The sequence below is a fragment of the Flagellimonas oceanensis genome (genome assembly GCF_003992595.1).
Lineage (GTDB): Bacteria > Bacteroidota > Bacteroidia > Flavobacteriales > Flavobacteriaceae > Flagellimonas > Flagellimonas oceanensis.
The window spans coordinates 90,786-110,272 of the sequence record NZ_RZNA01000008.1; the positions used below are offsets into that span (position 1 = coordinate 90,786).

Here is a 19,487-nt window from a genome sequence, read left to right on the forward strand (position 1 = left end):
GGGTTTACCGATAAAATCTTCAAAGGATTCCGTTAACTTTGCACTTTAATTATAAAAGTTTCAACTATGCGATTTCATACAAGGAAATGGGTAAAGCCGGAGGATTTGAACGCCAATGGAACACTGTTTGGAGGTAAGGTTTTGGCCTGGATAGACGAAGAAGCCGTTCTTTACAGCATTATACAGCTCGAGAACAAGAAAATTGTGACCAAATATATGTCTGAAATCAATTTTATGAGCACTGCCCACGAGGGAGACATCATAGAAATTGGTATTGAAGTAATAAAATTCGGGGTCACCTCAATTTCGCTTAACTGTGAAGTTAGGAATAAGATGACCCACGAAAGTATTGTTACGGTCGACAATATTATTATGGTCAACCTAGATGAGAACGGTAATCCCAAGGCTCACGGCAAAACGAAAATAGAATACGTTAAGGACCGCTTGGCCAAAAAGGAAAAAGAAGAGGAAAAGGCCGCTTCTTAGTTCAAGGTTTGGGCTATTGCCTGAACTTCGTCCAGAACTCTTAGCAAGTTACCGCCCCATAATTTAGCTATTTCTTCTTCGGTATAGCCTCGCTTTACAAGTTCCAAGGTTACGTTGAAGGTTTCAGAAGCATCTGACCATCCTTCAATACCACCACCTCCGTCAAAATCGGAGCTGATACCTACGTGATCAATTCCAATCAAATCCACCATGTAGTCGATGTGGTCCACAAAGTCGGATACATTCACTGCTGGTGGTACATTGGGGTCTGTTTCGGCCACGCCTTCTCCAATTTCCCTGATTTTACGATAGTTGTCAAAAAATTCTTCACGCTGTTCATCAGTTAGCGTTGAAAACTGGGAACGCTCGTACCACTGTACTCCAAGGGAATCAGCTACTTTTTTGTAAACTTCGCTCATGTATGCGGAACGCGCCTCACTCTTTTCAGTACTTATATAAGAACCCAGAGCTACGGTTTGTACAACACCTCCGTTTTCTTTCATCATCATCAATTGCTCATCATCCATATTTCGGCTGTGACCACAAAGCGCCTTGGCTGAAGAGTGCGAAGCGATAATTGGCGCTTTGGTAAGCTCGATCATCTGCTTCATGGCTTCTTTGGATGGGTGGGACACATCAATCATGATACCCACTCGGTTCATTTCGGCGACGGCCTCTTTGCCTAGGTCACTTAGACCATTGTGAAGCCAAACGCTGTCCCTTTCACCAGTGTTGGAGTCACTGAACTGGCTATGTCCATTGTGTGCCAAGGAGATGTAACGCGCACCACGTTCTTGGTATTCTTCAATTTTTGAAATGTCTTCTCCAATAGGATAGGCATTTTCCACACCGATCATGGCCACTTTTTTTCCGGATGCTACGATACGTCTTACATCATCAGATGTCAAAGCAAGTTCAATCTCTTCTGGGGCAATTTCCTCACAAAGTCTGTGAATTGCCTCAAATTTGGAGATTGCATTCTCCGAAGCTTTGGCATAACCCTCAGGCGTCAATTCACCTTGCCCAGTGTACACGATAAACCATGCCACATCCAGTCCGCCTTCTTTCATTTTAGGGATGTTGACCTGAGTGTCCAAGTTTTGAGTGTAGTTGATGCTGTCCGTGAAGTTCTGGACATTGATATCATCATGCGTATCAATCGTAATCACGGAATCATGAATCCTTTGGGCTTTTTCTTCCAAGGTTTCCGTTTTTTCTGCTTTTTCTTTCTTTTCTCCGCAGGAGATAAATAATGTAATACTAAGGAATAGATAGAAATATTTCATTGGGTTGGTTTTTTACACATACAAATAACGCAATTTGACAACAATATCCGAATACTACGGAACAATAAATTGTAATCCCTCAACTAAATCAACATTTTTAGAGGAATTAATAACCATTACTGTAAAAAATTGGGAACACGTGAATTGTTAACGTACCTGGAAAAGTTGGAAATAGGATTGAGTTCTTTTTCCTACGAAGAATTGGGTGTTGTGGAAGCTGGCGAGCTCAAAAAATCTTTTGAAATTTTTAAAATAGGGCTGGAGAACAAAGTCTTCGGAATTTCGGAAATGAGACAGCTCGAAAGCATCTACGAGAAAGTGGGCATCCAAAGTCCTGAGAGACGTCAATTTAATGAAGTTGACACCTACAAACTTCTTACGTTGCTCAACTCACTGGAAGACACCACATTATCCAACACCCAAAAGAAACTGTTGGAAGAGCTTAGAAAACTAGCGCAACAATCGCAGGAACAACCTCAAGATCAGCATAAAAATACCGACCGTATGTCCACCGATTTTGAATTTATAGAAAAGAGCCTTCAGGCTGGGTTTTCTTCCCAAAACATCGATTTGCAACCCGTTTTGGAAGATTGCATGGGCCAGATGGAGCTATTGGAAGAACTGGTTCGCATGTTCAAGCAAAATATCTGGGAATTCATTGGCAGTGCCAAAGTCAACCTGATGAACGAAGATTTTGCCGCTCTGGAATTGGCATGTCAAAAAATCATACCATCACTTCGAATGATGAAGACCAACGGACTTTTGGAAGTGACCCAACAGGTTTCAAGATTGTGCAAAACTGACAAAGACATGAGGCACCTCAATTTCCTTTATGATCAATTTTTGCAAGAATACCCCCGTATTCAGGAGCAGATAGATTTTGAAATGGAAGTGTTCCGAACAATGTAAAAAACATATACCATGGCGACCAACAAACTTCCCAAGTATCTTCAAAGTATTTTCTATCCGCTATTTCAGCACACTGAGGACCTTGAATGCCGATTACTGTTGATGAACGAAATGTTGGAAGTAGGGGACAGAAAGGAAATTCCTTTTCTTACGGAGTTGGAGTCGCATGACAATCCTATCATCAGCAATAAAGCATTCGAAATCAAGAAAGAACTTCAATCCAAATTAGGCGTAATGTCCGAAACGGAAAGACGACGATTGCCAATGAACCTATGTTTCATCTATGATGAATTCAATATTAGACCCAGTAAAGTAGACAAAGACCTGGATTTTGAAGTGGAACTGGATATTCTGAACATGAAATAAGAAAGCCATTTCACCACCCAAAGTAGGTGTTTCACCACAATTTGAAATGACCATATAATCTTTATATCGAAAGAACGTTATAATCTAAACCCCGAACAAAACCAAAGATTACCATGTTATACGATACCTACGGCGAAGAATACTTGGCTTTTTTACAAGAACTGAACGAAATATTGACCATAAACGAACTTGCCGAACTCGACTATTTATAGTAAACAAACACCCCAAAATTTGTTACCATGAAAAACCAAAACAAAGAAAACACCGCTTACTTGAATTTTATTCAAGATTTGAAAGACATGCTCACTGATTTTGATATTAGTCTATTGAGCAGGTCTTAATTGTTTAAGTGAATATCATGAGAAAGGGGATGTTGAAAATCAACATCCCCTTTTTTATTTGTTTCTGATTACGTGAAGGTTTATCCTAAATAAGACTTCAGAATCTTACTTTTTGAAGTGTGTCGCAACTTTCTGATGGCCTTTTCCCGGATTTGGCGCACACGTTCCCTTGTCAAATCAAAGGTGCTGCCAATTTCTTCCAAGGTCATGGAAGGCTGGTCACCAATACCATAATACAGTCGCACCACATCGGCTTCTCGCGGGGACAAGGTATCCAATGCTCGGTTTATTTCGGTATTTAACGACTGGTGCATCAGCCCTTTATCGGGTTTTGGAGAGTCCCCGGCATTCAACACATCATATAAATTGGAGGTTTCCCCTTCTTTCAAGGGAGCATCCATGGACACGTGACGTCCAGTATTCTTTAATGATTGTTTTACTTCGGAAACCGTCATATCCAGCTCTTTGGCAATCTCTTCCGGAGATGGTGGGCGCTCATGCGCTTGTTCCAAATAAGAGAAGGTCTTTTTTATCTTATTGATGGACCCGATTTTGTTCAACGGCAGTCGAACCACACGGGACTGCTCTGCCAAGGCCTGCAGAATGGACTGTCGAATCCACCAAACCGCATAGGAAATAAATTTAAATCCACGGGTTTCGTCAAATCGTTTAGCAGCTTTTACCAGACCAACGTTACCTTCATTGATCAAATCCGGCAATTTTAGCCCTTGGTTTTGGTACTGTTTTGCCACGGAAACCACAAATCTGAGGTTGGCATTGGTCAATTTTTCCAAAGCAGCTTGGTCACCGGCCCTGATCTTCTGTGCTAGCTCAACTTCTTCCTGCGCGGTGATCAAATCAATCTTACTGATGTCCTGCAAGTATTTGTCAAGGGATTTAGATTCTCGGTTCGTGACCTGTTTGATGATTTTTAGCTGCCTCATTCTTATATCTGGTTTTACTAGTGTTACAAGCTATCATTATACATTATAATCTTCATTTTTCCAAGTCGAAAATGTTATTGTTATCAAAATGTTATGAGCAAATAAGGGATTTGCGAAAAAAAGAGGTCATTTTTTAATTGTTGATACAATTTTGATAGAAAAGCCTCCGAGTATTGGTCTCAAGCACAAAAAACCCCTAATTTTGTAGGGTTTTTTATTTAAGAATCCATAACGCATTTTCCCTTTGGAGGTAAACAAAGCAATCAAGAAGAAAACATTATACGGTTACCAGGAAGAAGACCTGAACAAAATCTTCACCCAGCTGGACAAGCTTCAGGAGGGCACCAATATTTTGTATCAACTGCCCACGGGCGGGGGTAAAACCGTGGTGTTTTCCGAGATTGCCCGGCGGTTTATTGAGCGTACCGGCAAAAAAGTCATGGTACTGACGCATCGCATAGAGCTCAGTAAGCAAACCTCCAAGATGCTCAAAGGATTTGGAGTGGCCAACAAGGTCATCAACAGTGAGGTAAAAGAGCTTTACGACCAGGATGACTACATGTGTTTTGTGGCCATGGTGGAAACCCTGAACAATCGACTGCAAGAGGAAAAGGTCAAAATCAACAATATTGGCTTGGTGATTATTGATGAGGCGCACTACAACTCCTTCCGTAAACTCTTCAAATATTTTGAAAAGTCCACCATTTTGGGGGTAACGGCAACACCGTTGAGTTCCAACATCAAACTCCCGATGAAGGATAATTACAAACACCTGATCATTGGTGAGTCCATACAATCGTTGATCAACAAAAATTTCTTGGCCAAGGCCAATCTATACAATTACGACGTTAGCCTACGCACCTTAAAATTGGGCATCAACGGAGACTACACTGTAAAATCGTCTGACGAGTTTTATAGTGCCCACAGCATGTTGGGCAAACTGTTGTCGGCCTACGAAGAAATAGCCAAAGGCACCAAAACACTCATTTTCAACAACGGTATCAACACTTCCCTCTACGTTTACGAGACCTTTAAAAAGGCTGGCTACAACGTTAGGCATTTGGACAATAAAAACACGGCAACCGAAAGAAAGGAGATTTTGGAGTGGTTCGCCGAGACCCCAGATGCCATTTTGACTTCGGTAAGCATTTTGACCACTGGTTTTGACGAACCTACGGTGGAAAGCATCATATTGAACAGAGCTACACGATCGCTCACTTTGTATTTTCAAATGATTGGAAGGGGGTCCAGGGTACTTCCGGACAAGAATGAGTTCAATGTTATCGATATGGGGAACAACATTGCCCGTTTTGGGCCGTGGGATGCTCCCGTGGATTGGCAGGAAATCTTCCATTTCCCTGATTTCTATCTGGAAAACATTAAAAATGACGAGGAAATCGAGCGTGACTTCGTTTATGAGATGCCCGAGGACCTTAAGGCCAAGTTCAGCAATTCGGACAAGATTACTTTTGATGTGAAGGAGGAATACAAAAAAATATTTGCCCAAGGGAAAAAGTCCAAACTCGTGCTTGAAAAAAGTATAGAACAGCACGCTCAAATCTGTGTGGAAAATAGTGAGGACGTATTCGATGCCCGTATTTTGGCCAAGGAGTTAAAGGATGAAATCCAGTATCGTGTGAAGCAGTATTCCTATTGCATAATGAACAACACCAAAAACTACAAAGAGTGGTTGGAGGAGGATTATGAACGAAAATTGCGTTCCAGTATCTCCAAAATGTTCGCGGCTAAAATGTAAGGCTGAATTGTTACATCATTGGATAGTTCGATTTTTGGATTCATCATTTTGATGCTTTTGCTTGGTTTTGAACTTGTACTTTAGTCGTTCCAACTTCGTACATTTACCCGTATGTCAAAAAAACTCCTTGTCATTGGTTACGTATGGCCAGAGCCCACCACTACAGCTGCGGGATGTCGTATGCAGCAGTTATTGGAAGCGTTTCTAAGCTTTGGTTATCAAATTACTTTTGCCAGTACAGCCAGTAAAACGGAATACAGTCTGGATTTGCAAAAAAAAGGTGTTGACGAAGTCCTTATTCAGCTCAACCATTCCAGTTTTGATGATTTTGTGAAAGAACTTTCGCCGAACCTTGTGCTGTTTGATCGTTTTATGGTCGAAGAGCAATTTGGATGGCGTGTGGCAGAGTTTGCCCCAAGAGCAATTCGTATTTTAAACACCGAAGACCTCCACGCTTTGCGAAAGAGTAGGGAAGAGGCACATAAAAAAGGAAAATCCTTTACGATTGGTGATTGGAAAAGTCATCCTATGACCCTAAGGGAGATGGCCAGCATCTACCGTTGTGATTTGAGTTTGATGATTTCCACCTACGAAATGGAAATTTTAAAGCAAGAACTCCATATGCCATCAAATCTGTTGTTGCATTTACCTTTTATGGTCGATGTTTCTACTATATCAGAAGTAAAACACCCTCCTTTTGAAGCCAGAAACGGTTTTGTGAGTATTGGCAATGGCAAACATGCACCCAATGTTGATGCAGTCAAAATGTTGAAACATGAAATTTGGCCCCGAATACGGAAAAAACTGCCTGATGCCGAAATCCATATCTACGGGGCGTATTTACCCCAACAACTAAATGAAATGCATAACCCCAAAACAGGGTTTTATGTGAAAGGTTGGGCCAAAAATGTAGAAACTGTGCTGGAAAATGCGAGAGTAGTATTGGCTCCTTTGCAGTTTGGTGCAGGCATTAAAGGAAAATTGTTGGATGCCATGCAAGCGGAGACGCCCAGTGTAACAACCACCATTGGAGCAGAGGGAATGCATGGAGAGCAACCGTGGAACGGAACCATTGCGGATGATTGGGAGGGATTTTCCCAAGCTGCGGTGGAATTGCATGAAAGTCAAGAACTATGGGAAAATGCCAAAAAACACGGCATTGAATTACTCAGGATTTTTTATGACAAAACCACTTTACAAAACCAGTTGTTGGAACGGGTAAACCGACTGAGTAAATCATTGGAAGCCCATCGGCAACAAAATTTTATTGGAAAACTACTGCAGCATCAAACCATGACAAGCACCAAGTATATGGCTAAATGGATAGAGGAGAAGAATAGGGGGTAGTCCCGTAACTATAATGCTTTTGGTGCTTTACATACACGGTGGTTCTTCCACCACCTTAAATTTATCCTTGAATTCCTCAGGAACCATGTTGATGGAATATTCCACCACACTACCGTCATAATCCTTCTCTTCCCAAGTCCAATTGGATAGATATGAACTGATTTCCGTTACAATGAAGGTAATTTGGACATCATCTGGCCTAGTTACCGTGACTTTTGTGGTTTTGTCATCAATCGCTACAATCTCTTCAAGTGTGTTTTCCCATCCATCTTGCCCCGTGACTTCGGTAAACTTGTTTTCTCCGTTAGTATCCTCAATAATGAATTCCGTGTTTTGATAATCACAAGGGATAAAAATCACTGCTTCGCCTTCAATTTCCTTGACTTCGTACCAATGGTTAGACAAACGTTGAAAATCAGGGTTTTGCAAAGCAACTTCATGTAAAGCTGTTGGCTCTTGATTAGTTATAAACTTGATTGTTTTTTCACTACTTACCCATGGCGTTGTAACTAGAAGGATTAAAAGAAGTTTGAGAGAATTCATTTATTTGGTTTTGGTTATTCTTTCGTGAAATTTACCGTGGCACCGCGTTGTTTAAAAAGCATGGTGTTCTCCTCGGGATTAAAGGTCATGTTGATGCCTGCCGCTACAAACTCAAACTGATGTTCGTCCACAGCATCTAAGGTAAAGGCTGGTTGTCCCGTAGCTTGCCCTTTCAGCACTCCTTCCTCAACGCTAATGGTAATATCCAAAGGAAATTCCGGAGCGGAATAGACACCTGTGTAAGCCTCCAATTGTTCAGGGGTCACTTCGTAAGTGTTGAATTCGGGCATTTCAAAATCTTCATTATACACCGTACTCAAAACCGCAATGGAGATATCGTTGGTATTCATATTGGCACCATTTGAGGTCATGGCAAAAGTGATATTCCCATCATCAAAATGACCGAAAATAGACGAAAAGCCATCAATTCCACCAGTGTGCCCATAACTGGTACGTCCGCGGAACGGAAAACTAAATAACCCCAGTCCGTAGCCATCTTGAATGTTCTTCATCTGTTCCACATATTCCATATTGAGCAAGTCGCCGCCAAAAAGCGCATGACTGAACTTAATAAGGTCCGTAGGATTGGAAACCACTGCACCTGCGCCGATGGGAATGGACATATCGGTTTCAGGCTGTTCTTGCCAACTATCCAAGCGCATATACGATTTACATTCATTGTCCTTCGCACCAATTTTTCCACCTACGTAGGTGTCGGAAAGTCCCAAAAGCTCAACGATATGTTCTTGTAGGAGTTCGGCATACGATTTTCCCATGCTTTTCTCCAAAATATAGGTCAACAGTACAAAATTGGAGTTACTGTACTGAAACTTGCTGTCCGGTTCAAAGTCACTGCCCGCTTTCACTATGATTTCCAACATTTCTTCTTCCGTTTTCGCCTGCGTCATGTAAGTCATGTACAAATGATCATCGGTAAAATTGTGGATACCACTTCGGTTACCCAACATCTGTTTGATGGTAATGGTCTCCGCATTGGGGACTTCAGGAAAAAAATCATCCAAGGTTTGATTCAATTTCAATTTTCCTTCTGCTACAGCCTTAAAGACCAATACAGCAGTAAATGTTTTGGAAATGGAGCCGATTCGATATCTGGAATCGGAAGTAGCCTTGGATTCTGAAGCCACATCACAATAGCCCACAGACCTTGTATAAATCAATTCCCCATCACGGGAAACGGCAACACTGCCCATAAACTTGTCGTTTACCTCAAGGAGATCAAAATACTGATTAAGTTTGGCGGCATCAAAGTCTTGAGACCAACCCAAGCAACCTATCAACATCCAAACGGATAACATCCAATTTTTCATATTATAAATGATTTAGTGTTTATTCTTTACGATACCCTGGACCGCGGACTACTCGTCCGGGCATATTTCCTGTGTGCTCTCCATCTTTCAAGACCTGAGTGCCGTTCACAAAAACGTGCTGCATCCCTTCGGCGTATTGATGAGGGGCTTCGAAAGTGGCCTTGTCCATGATTGTTTCCTGGTTGAACAAAACAATGTCCGCATAATTTCCTTTGGCAAGGCTGCCTCGCTTTTCTATTTTAAGATTGGAGGCTGGTAATTGGGATAATTTGTGCACCGCCTCTTCTATGGAAATCACTTGTTCGTCACGCACATATTTGCCCAACAGACGGGCAAAATTCCCATAGGCCCTTGGGTGTGTACTCGATTTTAGGAAAACGCCTTCCGTAGCTGGGGAACCGGCATCGGAGCCAAAACTCATCCAAGGCAATGCTATCTGTTTTTTGACATTGTCTTCTGACATCAAAAAATAAATAGTGCCGACGCGACTTCCATCTTGCACCACCAAATCCATTGCGGTCTCTTCGGGCGAAGTACCACGCATTTCCGCTACTTCCTTCAGTGTTTTTCCTGTCAAGTATTTTAAAGAATCTGCTTTAAAGCCAACCAACAGAATTTTACTCGGGTCGCCTGCGGCTTGCATCAAGCTTTCCCATTCGTCTGTAGGAGTGGTCATTTCTTCTTTTACTTTTTTACGAATTTCCGGGTCTTGCAAACGTTCAGCCCATTTATCATATCCGCCTTCCTGTACCCATGGCGGCATGGAGGCGTCCAATCCCGTTGCTCCGGCCACATAATTGTACATATCGGCAGTAATGTGGAGTCCGGCCGCATTGGCAGAGTCCACTTTGGCCACGACATCATCAAACTTGTCCCAATTTTCTTTTCCACTTTGTTTTAAGTGATAAATTTCGGCTCGGATATCGGCCTCATCTGCAATACGAATCAGTTCATCCAAGCTTTCCAATAGGCGTGAACCTTCACTACGCATGTGACTGATGTACATGCCATCATATTCTGAAGCCACCTTACAGAGTTCAATCAATTCCTCGGTACTGGAATAGAAAGCGGGTGCGTAGATTAAGGAAGAACCAACACCCAAGGCACCTTCCTCCATGGCCTGCTTTACCATCAGTTTCATGGAATCCATTTCCTGTGGAGTAGGGGCGCGGTCTTCAAAACCGATTTGATTGATTCGTAAAGTGGTCGCTCCCACAAAAGAAGCCACATTTGGAGAAATTCCTTTGTTGGTCAGGTATTCCAAATATTCGTTCAAGCTATTCCATTCAATGTCATATGTAATGTCTCCCTGACTTTCCTGTTCTTCTTTTTTCATGGCTTCGTTGAGCGGCCCCATGGACCAACCTTCGCCAAAAACTTCGAGAGTCACTCCTTGTTTGATATCGGCCATGGACCTACCGTCCTCAATCAGAGATTCCGTGGCCCAACTCAGCATATTGATAAACCCTGGAGCCACGACCAAGCCTGACGCATCAATTTCTGTGGTTCCCGTAGCATCTCCCAAATCACCAATGGCTGCAATGGTATCTGCATTGATTCCAACGGCACCTGTATATGACGGTTTGCCTGAGCCATCTACAATCTGCCCGTTTTTAATGAGAACATCAAAATTTTGAGGCTGGGAACAGCTAGCCAAAAGAAGAAGTAGGATAAAAACAGGGGTGAGGTTGGCAGATTTCATGGTCAGGTTATTTAGTGAGATAACCAAGTTATGTTATTTTGACCGCATTCCAAAAAGATGAAACTCAAGTGGTGGGACAAAAAAACTCCATCTTTTTACAGATGGAGTCCTTCCTTTTCTTTTTCATAAGATTTTTATGCTTCTAGAACATAAATCCAATACCGGCAGACCAGACAGAATTATGAACATCCACATCCTCGATCATATCAGAGAATCCGTACGTATATCTTCCTTGGATAAAAAATCCTGATGGAAATTTATACTCAAGACCGGCGGCTCCCTGCATATCAAAACTGTTGATGGAATCCGAATCAAAATCACCTGTATCTTCTCCTGGGTCAAAGTCCAGTTCTTCATTTACTTTAAATCCAAATTGTGGACCTGCTTGTATGTTAAGCCCATCTGCGATGTAAAACTTAAGCAGAACGGGAACTTGGATATAATCTACTTGGAACTGTGCATCCGGTGTATCTGGCTCATCGGTAATATCAAAACCTTGTGCGGAATAATATACCTCTGGTTGCAACGATACATGGTCGGACAATGGCGCTTCGGCCAACAGACCCAGATAAAACGAGGTTCTAGAGTCGGGGCTATCAAAATCATCGCCAGCAACAGTGGCAAAATTGGCACCACCACGCACTCCTAGTTGAACATTGTTTGTATTCTGGGCAAAGGAGGTAAGTCCGATGAACAACACTCCTAATAACATTACATTCTTTTTCATGATATTCATGTTTTGGGATTTAACTACCACGAATGTAGAGCGCACTAATTCCAAGCATTGATGCATTACAAGCGAAAATTGACGCTAAAAATTAATGTTTTGATTTTCAATGCTTTAAAATCAATTTCCCAGCATTACACTTTACCCAACTAAGCGTATACTGCCTTCAAGAAATCGGTTATGGATTTGGTTTTTCTGCCCAGCACGGATTCAAGGTCATCTGACTTTTGATTGAACTCTCCATCAGCAATCCCCAAACTGAACATCGTCAACATTTCAATAATGTCTTCGGGCAGTTGATACGAAGCCATGGTCTGCTTAAATTCATCTACTTCGGGAGAGACATATTCGATGGGTTCGCTCAAGGTTTTGGTTAATATTTTGGCCACTTCTTCAAAGCTGATTTGCTCACTACCGTTGAATTCCAATATCTTGTTTTCATATGGTGCGGGATTCGCAAAAATGTTGGCCTCTGCCTCTGCAAAATCCTCTCGTGGCACAAAAGATGTTTTTCCGCTTCCGGTGGGCAAATAAATGGTCTTGGATTGTAGAAGCTGTTCCTTTTCCCCCAAAAACATTGGGATGACCTCAGCGTACAAGTTATGACGAAGAATAGTATAGGTTAAACCAGATTCCTTTATCCATTCTTCTGTTTTTACGTGAGCATCTACGACCAGATGCAGGGGAGCTTCCGATGATTCATCTTTGCGCACCGTACTCGTATACAAAATATGCTTAATGTTTGATGCTTTGGCAGTTTCCACCACGTTCTTGTGCTGCGGCATACGTTTCCCAATATCGCTCGCGGAAACAAAATACAGGATATCTATGCCTTTAAATGCCTCCGCTAAGCTATCCGGATTATCATAATCTCCCAATCGAAGCTCAAAACCTTCACGCGCCAGTGCTTGGGCTTTATCACTTTCTTTGTCACGTACCAAAACAGCAATGTCGCTGGATGTCTTTTTTTCTTTTAAAGATCTTGCGGTAGTGCCACCCAAACCTCCGGTAGCTCCGGTTATCAATATTTTAGCCATTTTATAATTTATTATAGTTATTTAATTACTTTTGGTAAGTCAAAGGTAAAAGGTTAGTTACTTTTCCACAAGAACCGACCTCATCGTCAGAGACTTACCTTTAGGTAATTATTGTTGATTTTAAGCTGGTTATGGAAAATAAAGTGAAAAACTATGCAGACGAAGAACACTGTCCGGTTCGAAATGTCTTAGATCGTTTTGGAGATAAGTGGTCCATGCTGGTCTTGATGTTGTTAAGCGATATGGATGTGTTGCGTTTTAATGAAATCCATAAGTACATCGGAACCATATCCCAAAAAATGCTCACGGTTACCCTTAAAAAACTGGAAGCGGATGGCTTGGTGGAACGGAAAGCATACCCCGAAATACCCCCACGAGTGGAGTACTCGCTGACCAAACGTGCCAAAACACTGATGCCGATTATACAGGACTTAGCACAATGGGCCAATAAGAATATGGCTGACATTCAGGATTCGCGGAGAAGCGTGGTTTAACTACTTCTTTTTGGCAAAAAACCGGATGACCGAACCGGTGCCCACATGACCATCGCCCTCGTTGAGTTGCACGGTCGTTTTTTTAAGCTCCAGAATTTCATAATCTCTAAAATCGGATTGCAGTTCTTCCATAGAGAATAAAGAGTCTAAATTCCCAGGGCCACCCACACTTGGGTTTTTCTTTTTGTATTCCAAATGGTCTTTGCTGAATCCTTCAAAAATGATGGTACCACCTTTTTTTAAGTAGCTGTGCAACAATTTGTGATACCCCGAACGAATAGTGGGAGGGAAATGGGCATAGATCAAGGCAATGGCATCGAACTGTTCTGGTTGATAGCCCAATTTGTCCAATTCCCCTAATATATAGTCAATGGATACCTGCTTTTTCGCTGCCAGTTTCAAGGCTTTTTGTTGACCTGCCTCACTGATGTCAAAAGCTGAGACATCCCAACCAAGTTGGGCAGCATATACAGCATTGCGCCCTTCGCCCTCCGCGGGGAAAAGAATGGAACCTGTTGGAAGGTGCTGTAGTTTGTCCTTTAAATAATCATTGGGTTGGGTACCATAGGCAAACTCCGCTTGCCCAAATTTGGTGTTCCACATCTTAAGCCAATCGTTTGACATAGTTTTTTTATGTAAAGTTAGGGGTTTACAGAAATTCACATGCGATTTTTAATACTAAAGTATTGAAGTATATGAAGTTGTTTAAGGCATCGTACCCTGAGCGGACTCGAAGGGTATGGCATGGAATACCTATAATCCAGAATTTCCGTTATTTTGTAGCATATTAAAATCTATCACTATGGAATCACCCAACTGGCAGACCGCCATGGAATTCGAAGATATTACCTATAAAAAATGTAACGGCGTGGCTCGTATTGCCTTTAACCGTCCTGATATACGGAATGCGTTCCGCCCCAAAACCACCAGCGAACTGTATAAGGCGTTTTATGATGCACAAGAAGACACTTCCATTGGTGTTGTGCTGCTTTCTGGCGAAGGACCTTCTTCTAAGGACGGTAAATGGGCCTTTTGTAGCGGTGGTGATCAAAAGGCACGTGGACACAAAGGTTACGTGGGCGACGATGGCTACCACCGTTTAAATATTCTGGAAGTACAGCGTTTGATTCGTTTTATGCCCAAAGTGGTCATTGCCGTGGTTCCTGGGTGGGCTGTTGGGGGCGGGCATAGCCTTCATGTGGTGTGTGATATGACACTGGCCAGCAAGGAACATGCTATTTTCAAACAAACCGATGCCGATGTGACCAGTTTTGATGGTGGCTACGGCTCCGCCTATCTTGCCAAAATGGTAGGACAGAAGAAAGCCCGCGAGATTTTCTTTTTGGGAAGAAACTATTCCGCACAGGAGGCTTACGAAATGGGCATGGTAAACGCCGTTATCCCTCATGATGAATTGGAGGATACCGCTTACCAATGGGCCCAGGAGGTACTGGCCAAGTCGCCAACTTCCATTAAAATGCTGAAATTCGCCATGAACCTAACCGACGATGGCATGGTGGGGCAACAGGTATTTGCTGGAGAAGCTACTCGCTTGGCCTACATGACGGACGAGGCCAAAGAGGGTAGAAATGCGTTCTTGGAAAAACGTAAGCCCGATTTTGGCAAGGACAAATGGATTCCGTAAGTCAATTTTCAATTAACGGTAATCAATTTACAGTGAGGTCTTATCCTTTTGAAGGAATGAAATGACTTAGGAACACAGATTTCTCGACTACGCTCGAAATGACATTAAGAAACCTCTTCGTTGTCCTAGCTATTGCCTCTTGATTCAATCAGGAGATTCGGCGCTACGCTTAGAATGACATCTATGTTGTCACATCGAGCGCAGTCGAGATGCGACACATTTTATTCAGGATGGACCTAAATAGAAAAGAGCCCTGCCGTTATGGTCAAGACTCTTTTACGAGAACACTATATGAAAATGAAAAAATTACTTTCTGAATTAATTACAATGTAAATGTACCTCGTAACTCCGCTTCAGTGAAATTATTGTTGTGAAGTACCATTTACTTGTTGTCATCTGGATGTTTTTGTGATTCTATACTTATTTATTGGCTTGGCGAGGGCATTATGAAGGATAGTTACTACTGAAGAATTTGGGTTTCTTGAAGAGTTGAGATTCTTCGCTTCGCTCAGAATGACATTAAGCAAAGGATTTTAGTTGTCACATCGAGCGCAGTCGAGATGCGACACATTTAATTCAGGATGGCCCTAAATTGAAAAGAGCCTTGCCGTTATGGTCAAGACTCTTTTACGAGAACACTATATGAAAATGAAAAAATTACTTTCGTTTTTTATTACATGGTAAAACTACCACGAGTGTTCCCGTAAACGAAATTATTGTTGTGAATTGTCCTATTCCTGTGGTTTTTCGGACATTTTAGTATATCTCATCGATTTAAGGTACTGCTTTTACGATGTTTGACAGCACGCCGTTTACATCAAAAAACGGTTCCTCGGCCAATCCGGTCCGTACAACGACCAGGTCTTTGGAAGGAATCATAAACACATGTTGTCCTTCAAATCCATTGCAGGAAAACATATCCTTGGGCACATCGGGATACTTCCCTTCAGCATTCAGCCAAAAATGAGCACCGTAAGTACCATTGGAATTAATCGTTGGTTTGGTAATGTAGTCTATCCAAGAAGCATCGAACAATTGTTCCCCGTTCCAACTTCCCTTATCCAAATGCAATTGACCAAATCGGGCCCAATCCCTTGTACTGGCCCATGCGTAGGAGGAGCCTACGTAGTTCCCAGCAATATCAGCTTCCAAAACCATGGAGTACATGCCTATTTTATCAATTAAAGCGGAGTATGGAAAATCCAAATACTCTTGATGACTTCTAAACTGTTGCCGTAAAATACCAGATAGCAGGTTGGTAGTGCCAGAGGAATAATTCCAAACTTCCGTAGGTTCGGCTATGGCTTTTTTGTCGCGCTGTGCTTGGGTCATATCGCTATCCAAAAACAGCATGCGGGTAACATCGGATATGCCCGTATAATCTTCATCCCAGGCCAAACCGCTTTGCATACGAAGCAAATGGTTCAAGGTAATATCCTTTCTGTCATCGTCTTTCCATTCGGGAATGGGGGCAGGCCAATCCATTTCCAGTTTCCCTTGATGTTCCAGAACTCCGTAACAGCTTGCTAAAACACTTTTGGTCATGGACCAACCCAAGATAGGAGTATCCTTATCAAAACCATCGATATACTTTTCGGCAATCAAATGGCCTTTGTACAAAATAAGCAAAGTCCTTGTTTTTTGGGTCTCCGGTTCAGCAAACGCCATGGCAATCGCTTTGTTGATTTGGTCCATATCCACTTCGGGCAACAGGGTATCCTTAGGAGGCGCTTGTCCATAAGGGTAAGGGATAGTATCAATAGGTTGGCTTCGCTGTGGTCGTATCGTTAATGCTTCGGGGTCGTAATCATCATTGATTAATACCGCACCAAGGCCCTCACGATACACCGCTGTACGCTTCATCAAACCATAAACCGTAGACGAAGCGGATTTTTCACTTGTATTGACTTCGGTGGAGGCCATTTCAATCAAAGGAGCACTATTATCATACTGATTCATGCTCGCTGCCGACCGCTGGGCGACAAAAACACCTGAAGCTACATTTTTAGCAGCATATCCAGAGATGATATTCAATTTGGGGTAATTCAGGTAAACGACCACTCCTATGATTACGAGAAGGAGCAGCAAAACACGCTTAAGTAGTTTCATGGTATAGGATGTATTTGTAACTTTCTGCTTCTAAATATAAACATTTAACGCATGTCCAACATTGGATTGATCATAGAAGAGCGCAGTAGGGATATTGGCGATTTTTTAGTGGGACGACTGATTCCTTTTCGTAAAAAGCGTATGATAGGCCCCTTTATTTTTATAGATCACATGGGACCCACGCAGTTAGGGCCTGAAAAATATATGGATGTGGACCAGCATCCACATATGGGATTGTCCACCCTGACCTTTATGTTGGAAGGAGAGATTATCCACGAAGATAGTTTGGGCACGTATCAACGCATTAAGCCTGGCTCTGTTAACTGGATGACGGCAGGGAAGGGGGTAACTCATACCGAAAGGACACCAAAGGATATGCGGAATGGCCATACTTTTACCGCACACGGCTATCAAATTTGGGTGGCATTGCCCAAAGCACTGGAAGACATGGAACCTCAATTCCACCATATTGATGGTGCGGATATTCCCAAATGGACCGATGGCGATACGGAATTTAAACTGGTCGCAGGTGAAGGCTACGGAAAAACATCCCCTGTTCCCGTGCATTCCAATCTTTTTATGGTCGAAGTAAAAGCCAAGGAAACATATAGCCTCAATGTGAATGGCAATCTAAAAGGTGAAATCGGCATCTGTATCGTTGAGGGAAGCATCGAAGCTTGCGGAGAAACGGTCGAAGAGGGTAATATTTTGGTCTCCAAAGTAGAGGATACCTGTAATATCAAACTACAACCCAATACGCATTTAATGTTGTTCGGTGGCGAACCTTTTCCTGAGGAACGTTATATTTATTGGAATTTCGTTTCATCAAGTAAAGAAAAGTTGGATGAGGCAAAAAAAGCTTGGGCGGATAAAACCTTTATTATGATGGACAATGATAATACTTATGTGCCTTTGCCCAATTAACGCCTTTTCAACCTCGATACCGTAACCAATACATGCCAAACCAACCAACTCTCTTTAACTTCTGTACTTTTTTTGTGCTGCTATTTTTGATGGTGTCATGTAAAAAGGAACAGCCTAAATCCCGAGGCGCACAACTTTACGATACCTATTGTGCCAGTTGCCACATAGCGCCAAAAATTGATGAATTGCCCAAAAATGTCTGGAAAGAATCAGTGCTGCCGGAAATGATGGAGCGCATGGAGGTAGAAGGTTTGGACCAAGACTTCAATTTGAGCTATAACGGTTTGCGTCCCAAAATCACACTGCAAGAGTGGGCTCAACTGGAAACATATATCGTAACCAATGCTCCGGAATATTTGGAAAGTATACAAGTACCCCAGGCCGATACACTACGACAATTTAAAAGCAAATCGTACGCCTTGGATAAACAAAATGGCGGAATGGTTACATACTTGGAGTTCAAGGATAAACAGAACACCATATTTTATGGGGACCTTGCTGGTAATTTGGGGGCGTTTGACTTCACCACCGAACAATCCACACTGATTTATAAAGGAAAAAGCCCTGTGACATGGTACAACAAAAAAGATTCCGTAGCCATAATCACTGAAATTGGAATCATAAGGCCTTCGGAACTGGAAGAAGGGAAACTGATGCTAAAAATGGGCGAAGACACCCTTTCCATACAAAACGGTCTGCACAGACCAGTACATACCCTTATGAATGATCTAAATGACAATGGAAAAAGTGAATTGGTCATAAGCGAGTTTGGTAATCAATCTGGGCGATTGTCACTTTTGTTTGAAAATGAATTGGGAGGTTACAGCAAAAAAGTGTTGTTGAATCTGCCAGGGGCCATCAAAACGGCGGTAAGGGATATGAACAATGACGGCAAAAAGGATATTGTTGCCCTAATGACCCAGAGCACTGAGAGCATCACTGTTTTTTATCAAACAGACAACCTAACCTTTGAGGCTAGAAATATACTTCAATTCAGCCCCGTTTTGGGCACCAGTTGGTTCGAGTTGGTGGATTATAATGGAGATGGCTTGGAGGATATCATCACAGTACATGGCGATAATGCAGACATATCGTACGTGCACAAACCCTATCATGGCATGCGAATTTACCTGAACAATGGAGATAACACTTATTCCGAAGCTTTCTTTTACCCCATGTATGGAGCCACTCGGGTGCTTTCCCGTGATTTTGACCAGGATGGCGATGTGGATTTTGCCTTGATCAGCACGTTTCCCAACTATCAGGAATTTCCCGAACAGTCCTTTATTTATCTGGAAAACAAGGATGCCGACGATTTTGAATTTACCGCAAATATATTGGAAGACCCCTCCTTGGCACGATGGTTTCTTATGGATGCTTCGGATATTGACAACGATGGCGACGAAGATATTGTTTTGAGCTCCTTAACTTTAGGCTTCACTCCGGTTCCCAAAGTATTGACGGACCGTTGGAAGAACAATAATGTAGATATAATGCTTTTGGAAAATTTGTTGCATTGAAAAAGTTGACTCTCATAGCGTTT

The 19,487-nt window shown here is 42.3% G+C and carries 18 protein-coding genes; 9 read left to right on the plus strand and 9 right to left on the minus strand.

Annotation, left to right across the window (positions count from 1 at the left end; translation table 11 throughout):
- The first annotated feature begins 66 nt into the window (after positions 1 to 66).
- Complete coding sequence (locus tag EO132_RS03665) at positions 67 to 486, plus strand: acyl-CoA thioesterase (protein ID WP_127136654.1); 420 nt, start codon at positions 67 to 69, stop codon at positions 484 to 486.
- Here EO132_RS03665 and EO132_RS03670 read toward each other — a convergent pair.
- Positions 483 to 1,772 (minus strand): dipeptidase, encoded by a 1,290-nt coding sequence (locus tag EO132_RS03670; protein ID WP_127136655.1) that lies wholly within the window; start codon positions 1,770 to 1,772, stop codon positions 483 to 485. The two genes, EO132_RS03665 and EO132_RS03670, sit on opposite strands and share 4 nt — an antisense overlap.
- A 129-nt stretch (positions 1,773 to 1,901) precedes the next feature.
- On the opposite strand from EO132_RS03670, the gene EO132_RS03675 reads away from it, so the two are divergent.
- Together EO132_RS03675 and EO132_RS03680 are read left to right on the plus strand one after the other, a co-directional pair.
- Positions 1,902 to 2,681 carry a hypothetical protein gene (locus EO132_RS03675; protein ID WP_127136656.1) on the plus strand — a complete coding sequence of 260 codons (780 nt, stop codon included), beginning with the start codon at positions 1,902 to 1,904 and terminating at the stop codon, positions 2,679 to 2,681.
- A 12-nt stretch (positions 2,682 to 2,693) separates the two neighbouring features.
- The gene (locus EO132_RS03680) at positions 2,694 to 3,047 is read left to right on the plus strand and encodes a hypothetical protein (protein ID WP_127136657.1); all 354 of its coding nucleotides are present in this window, start codon (positions 2,694 to 2,696) and stop codon (positions 3,045 to 3,047) included.
- Positions 3,048 to 3,468: 421 nt separating this feature from the next.
- Here the strand turns inward: EO132_RS03680 and EO132_RS03685 are convergent, their stop codons facing one another.
- Positions 3,469 to 4,332, minus strand: a complete 864-nt coding sequence (locus tag EO132_RS03685; RefSeq protein ID WP_100818963.1) for a sigma-70 family RNA polymerase sigma factor — start codon at positions 4,330 to 4,332, stop codon at positions 3,469 to 3,471.
- A 244-nt stretch (positions 4,333 to 4,576) separates the two neighbouring features.
- On the opposite strand from EO132_RS03685, the gene EO132_RS03690 reads away from it, so the two are divergent.
- Together EO132_RS03690 and EO132_RS03695 are read left to right on the plus strand one after the other, a co-directional pair.
- Positions 4,577 to 6,088 carry a DEAD/DEAH box helicase gene (locus tag EO132_RS03690; protein WP_127136658.1) on the plus strand — a complete coding sequence of 504 codons (1,512 nt, stop codon included), beginning with the start codon at positions 4,577 to 4,579 and terminating at the stop codon, positions 6,086 to 6,088.
- Between the two features lie 111 nt (positions 6,089 to 6,199).
- Entirely contained in the window at positions 6,200 to 7,435 is a 1,236-nt protein-coding gene (locus EO132_RS03695) for a glycosyltransferase (RefSeq protein ID WP_127136659.1), read from the plus strand.
- Between the two features lie 27 nt (positions 7,436 to 7,462).
- Here the strand turns inward: EO132_RS03695 and EO132_RS03700 are convergent, their stop codons facing one another.
- The 5 genes from EO132_RS03700 to EO132_RS03720 form a co-directional block, all read right to left on the minus strand.
- A complete protein-coding gene (locus EO132_RS03700; RefSeq protein ID WP_127136660.1) occupies positions 7,463 to 7,978 on the minus strand; it encodes a hypothetical protein in 516 nt (171 codons plus the stop codon).
- Between the two features lie 14 nt (positions 7,979 to 7,992).
- Positions 7,993 to 9,306, minus strand: coding sequence for a serine hydrolase domain-containing protein (locus tag EO132_RS03705; protein WP_127136661.1), 1,314 nt, complete (start codon positions 9,304 to 9,306; stop codon positions 7,993 to 7,995).
- Positions 9,307 to 9,325: 19 nt separating this feature from the next.
- Positions 9,326 to 11,008 (minus strand): N-acyl-D-amino-acid deacylase family protein, encoded by a 1,683-nt coding sequence (locus EO132_RS03710; RefSeq protein WP_127136662.1) that lies wholly within the window; start codon positions 11,006 to 11,008, stop codon positions 9,326 to 9,328.
- 142 nt (positions 11,009 to 11,150) lie between these two features.
- On the minus strand, positions 11,151 to 11,735 hold the full coding sequence (locus tag EO132_RS03715) for a porin family protein (protein ID WP_127136663.1): 585 nt from the start codon (positions 11,733 to 11,735) through the stop codon (positions 11,151 to 11,153).
- 149 nt (positions 11,736 to 11,884) lie between these two features.
- The gene (locus tag EO132_RS03720) at positions 11,885 to 12,772 is read right to left on the minus strand and encodes an SDR family oxidoreductase (RefSeq protein ID WP_127136664.1); all 888 of its coding nucleotides are present in this window, start codon (positions 12,770 to 12,772) and stop codon (positions 11,885 to 11,887) included.
- A gap of 131 nt (positions 12,773 to 12,903) precedes the next feature.
- On the opposite strand from EO132_RS03720, the gene EO132_RS03725 reads away from it, so the two are divergent.
- Positions 12,904 to 13,266, plus strand: a complete 363-nt coding sequence (locus EO132_RS03725) for a winged helix-turn-helix transcriptional regulator (protein WP_127136665.1) — start codon at positions 12,904 to 12,906, stop codon at positions 13,264 to 13,266.
- Here EO132_RS03725 and EO132_RS03730 read toward each other — a convergent pair whose 3' ends face one another.
- The gene (locus tag EO132_RS03730) at positions 13,267 to 13,890 is read right to left on the minus strand and encodes a class I SAM-dependent methyltransferase (RefSeq protein ID WP_127136666.1); all 624 of its coding nucleotides are present in this window, start codon (positions 13,888 to 13,890) and stop codon (positions 13,267 to 13,269) included.
- Positions 13,891 to 14,068: 178 nt separating this feature from the next.
- Between EO132_RS03730 and EO132_RS03735 the strand changes: the two genes are divergently transcribed.
- Positions 14,069 to 14,911 carry a 1,4-dihydroxy-2-naphthoyl-CoA synthase gene (locus EO132_RS03735; RefSeq protein WP_108246048.1) on the plus strand — a complete coding sequence of 281 codons (843 nt, stop codon included), beginning with the start codon at positions 14,069 to 14,071 and terminating at the stop codon, positions 14,909 to 14,911.
- A gap of 774 nt (positions 14,912 to 15,685) precedes the next feature.
- Here the strand turns inward: EO132_RS03735 and EO132_RS03740 are convergent.
- On the minus strand, positions 15,686 to 17,020 hold the full coding sequence (locus tag EO132_RS03740) for a serine hydrolase domain-containing protein (RefSeq protein ID WP_127136667.1): 1,335 nt from the start codon (positions 17,018 to 17,020) through the stop codon (positions 15,686 to 15,688).
- A gap of 51 nt (positions 17,021 to 17,071) precedes the next feature.
- On the opposite strand from EO132_RS03740, the gene EO132_RS03745 reads away from it, so the two are divergent.
- Together EO132_RS03745 and EO132_RS03750 are read left to right on the plus strand one after the other, a co-directional pair.
- Complete coding sequence (locus EO132_RS03745; RefSeq protein ID WP_127136668.1) at positions 17,072 to 17,944, plus strand: pirin family protein; 873 nt, start codon at positions 17,072 to 17,074, stop codon at positions 17,942 to 17,944.
- Between the two features lie 74 nt (positions 17,945 to 18,018).
- A complete protein-coding gene (locus tag EO132_RS03750; protein WP_205780307.1) occupies positions 18,019 to 19,464 on the plus strand; it encodes an FG-GAP-like repeat-containing protein in 1,446 nt (481 codons plus the stop codon).
- The last annotated feature ends 23 nt before the right edge of the window (positions 19,465 to 19,487 follow it).

Bases quoted from the DNA above. Each gene is read 5' to 3' on its own strand.
- EO132_RS03665 (WP_127136654.1), top strand. From the start codon at position 67: ATGCGATTTCATACAAGGAAATGGGTAAAGCCGGAGGATTTGAACGCC.
- EO132_RS03670 (WP_127136655.1), bottom strand. From the start codon at position 1,772: ATGAAATATTTCTATCTATTCCTTAGTATTACATTATTTATCTCCTGC.
- EO132_RS03680 (WP_127136657.1), top strand. From the start codon at position 2,694: ATGGCGACCAACAAACTTCCCAAGTATCTTCAAAGTATTTTCTATCCG.
- EO132_RS03685 (WP_100818963.1), bottom strand. From the start codon at position 4,332: ATGAGGCAGCTAAAAATCATCAAACAGGTCACGAACCGAGAATCTAAA.
- EO132_RS03695 (WP_127136659.1), top strand. From the start codon at position 6,200: ATGTCAAAAAAACTCCTTGTCATTGGTTACGTATGGCCAGAGCCCACC.
- EO132_RS03700 (WP_127136660.1), bottom strand. From the start codon at position 7,978: ATGAATTCTCTCAAACTTCTTTTAATCCTTCTAGTTACAACGCCATGG.
- EO132_RS03705 (WP_127136661.1), bottom strand. From the start codon at position 9,306: ATGAAAAATTGGATGTTATCCGTTTGGATGTTGATAGGTTGCTTGGGT.
- EO132_RS03710 (WP_127136662.1), bottom strand. From the start codon at position 11,008: ATGAAATCTGCCAACCTCACCCCTGTTTTTATCCTACTTCTTCTTTTG.
- EO132_RS03715 (WP_127136663.1), bottom strand. From the start codon at position 11,735: ATGAAAAAGAATGTAATGTTATTAGGAGTGTTGTTCATCGGACTTACC.
- EO132_RS03720 (WP_127136664.1), bottom strand. From the start codon at position 12,772: ATGGCTAAAATATTGATAACCGGAGCTACCGGAGGTTTGGGTGGCACT.
- EO132_RS03725 (WP_127136665.1), top strand. From the start codon at position 12,904: ATGGAAAATAAAGTGAAAAACTATGCAGACGAAGAACACTGTCCGGTT.
- EO132_RS03730 (WP_127136666.1), bottom strand. From the start codon at position 13,890: ATGTCAAACGATTGGCTTAAGATGTGGAACACCAAATTTGGGCAAGCG.
- EO132_RS03735 (WP_108246048.1), top strand. From the start codon at position 14,069: ATGGAATCACCCAACTGGCAGACCGCCATGGAATTCGAAGATATTACC.
- EO132_RS03740 (WP_127136667.1), bottom strand. From the start codon at position 17,020: ATGAAACTACTTAAGCGTGTTTTGCTGCTCCTTCTCGTAATCATAGGA.
- EO132_RS03745 (WP_127136668.1), top strand. From the start codon at position 17,072: ATGTCCAACATTGGATTGATCATAGAAGAGCGCAGTAGGGATATTGGC.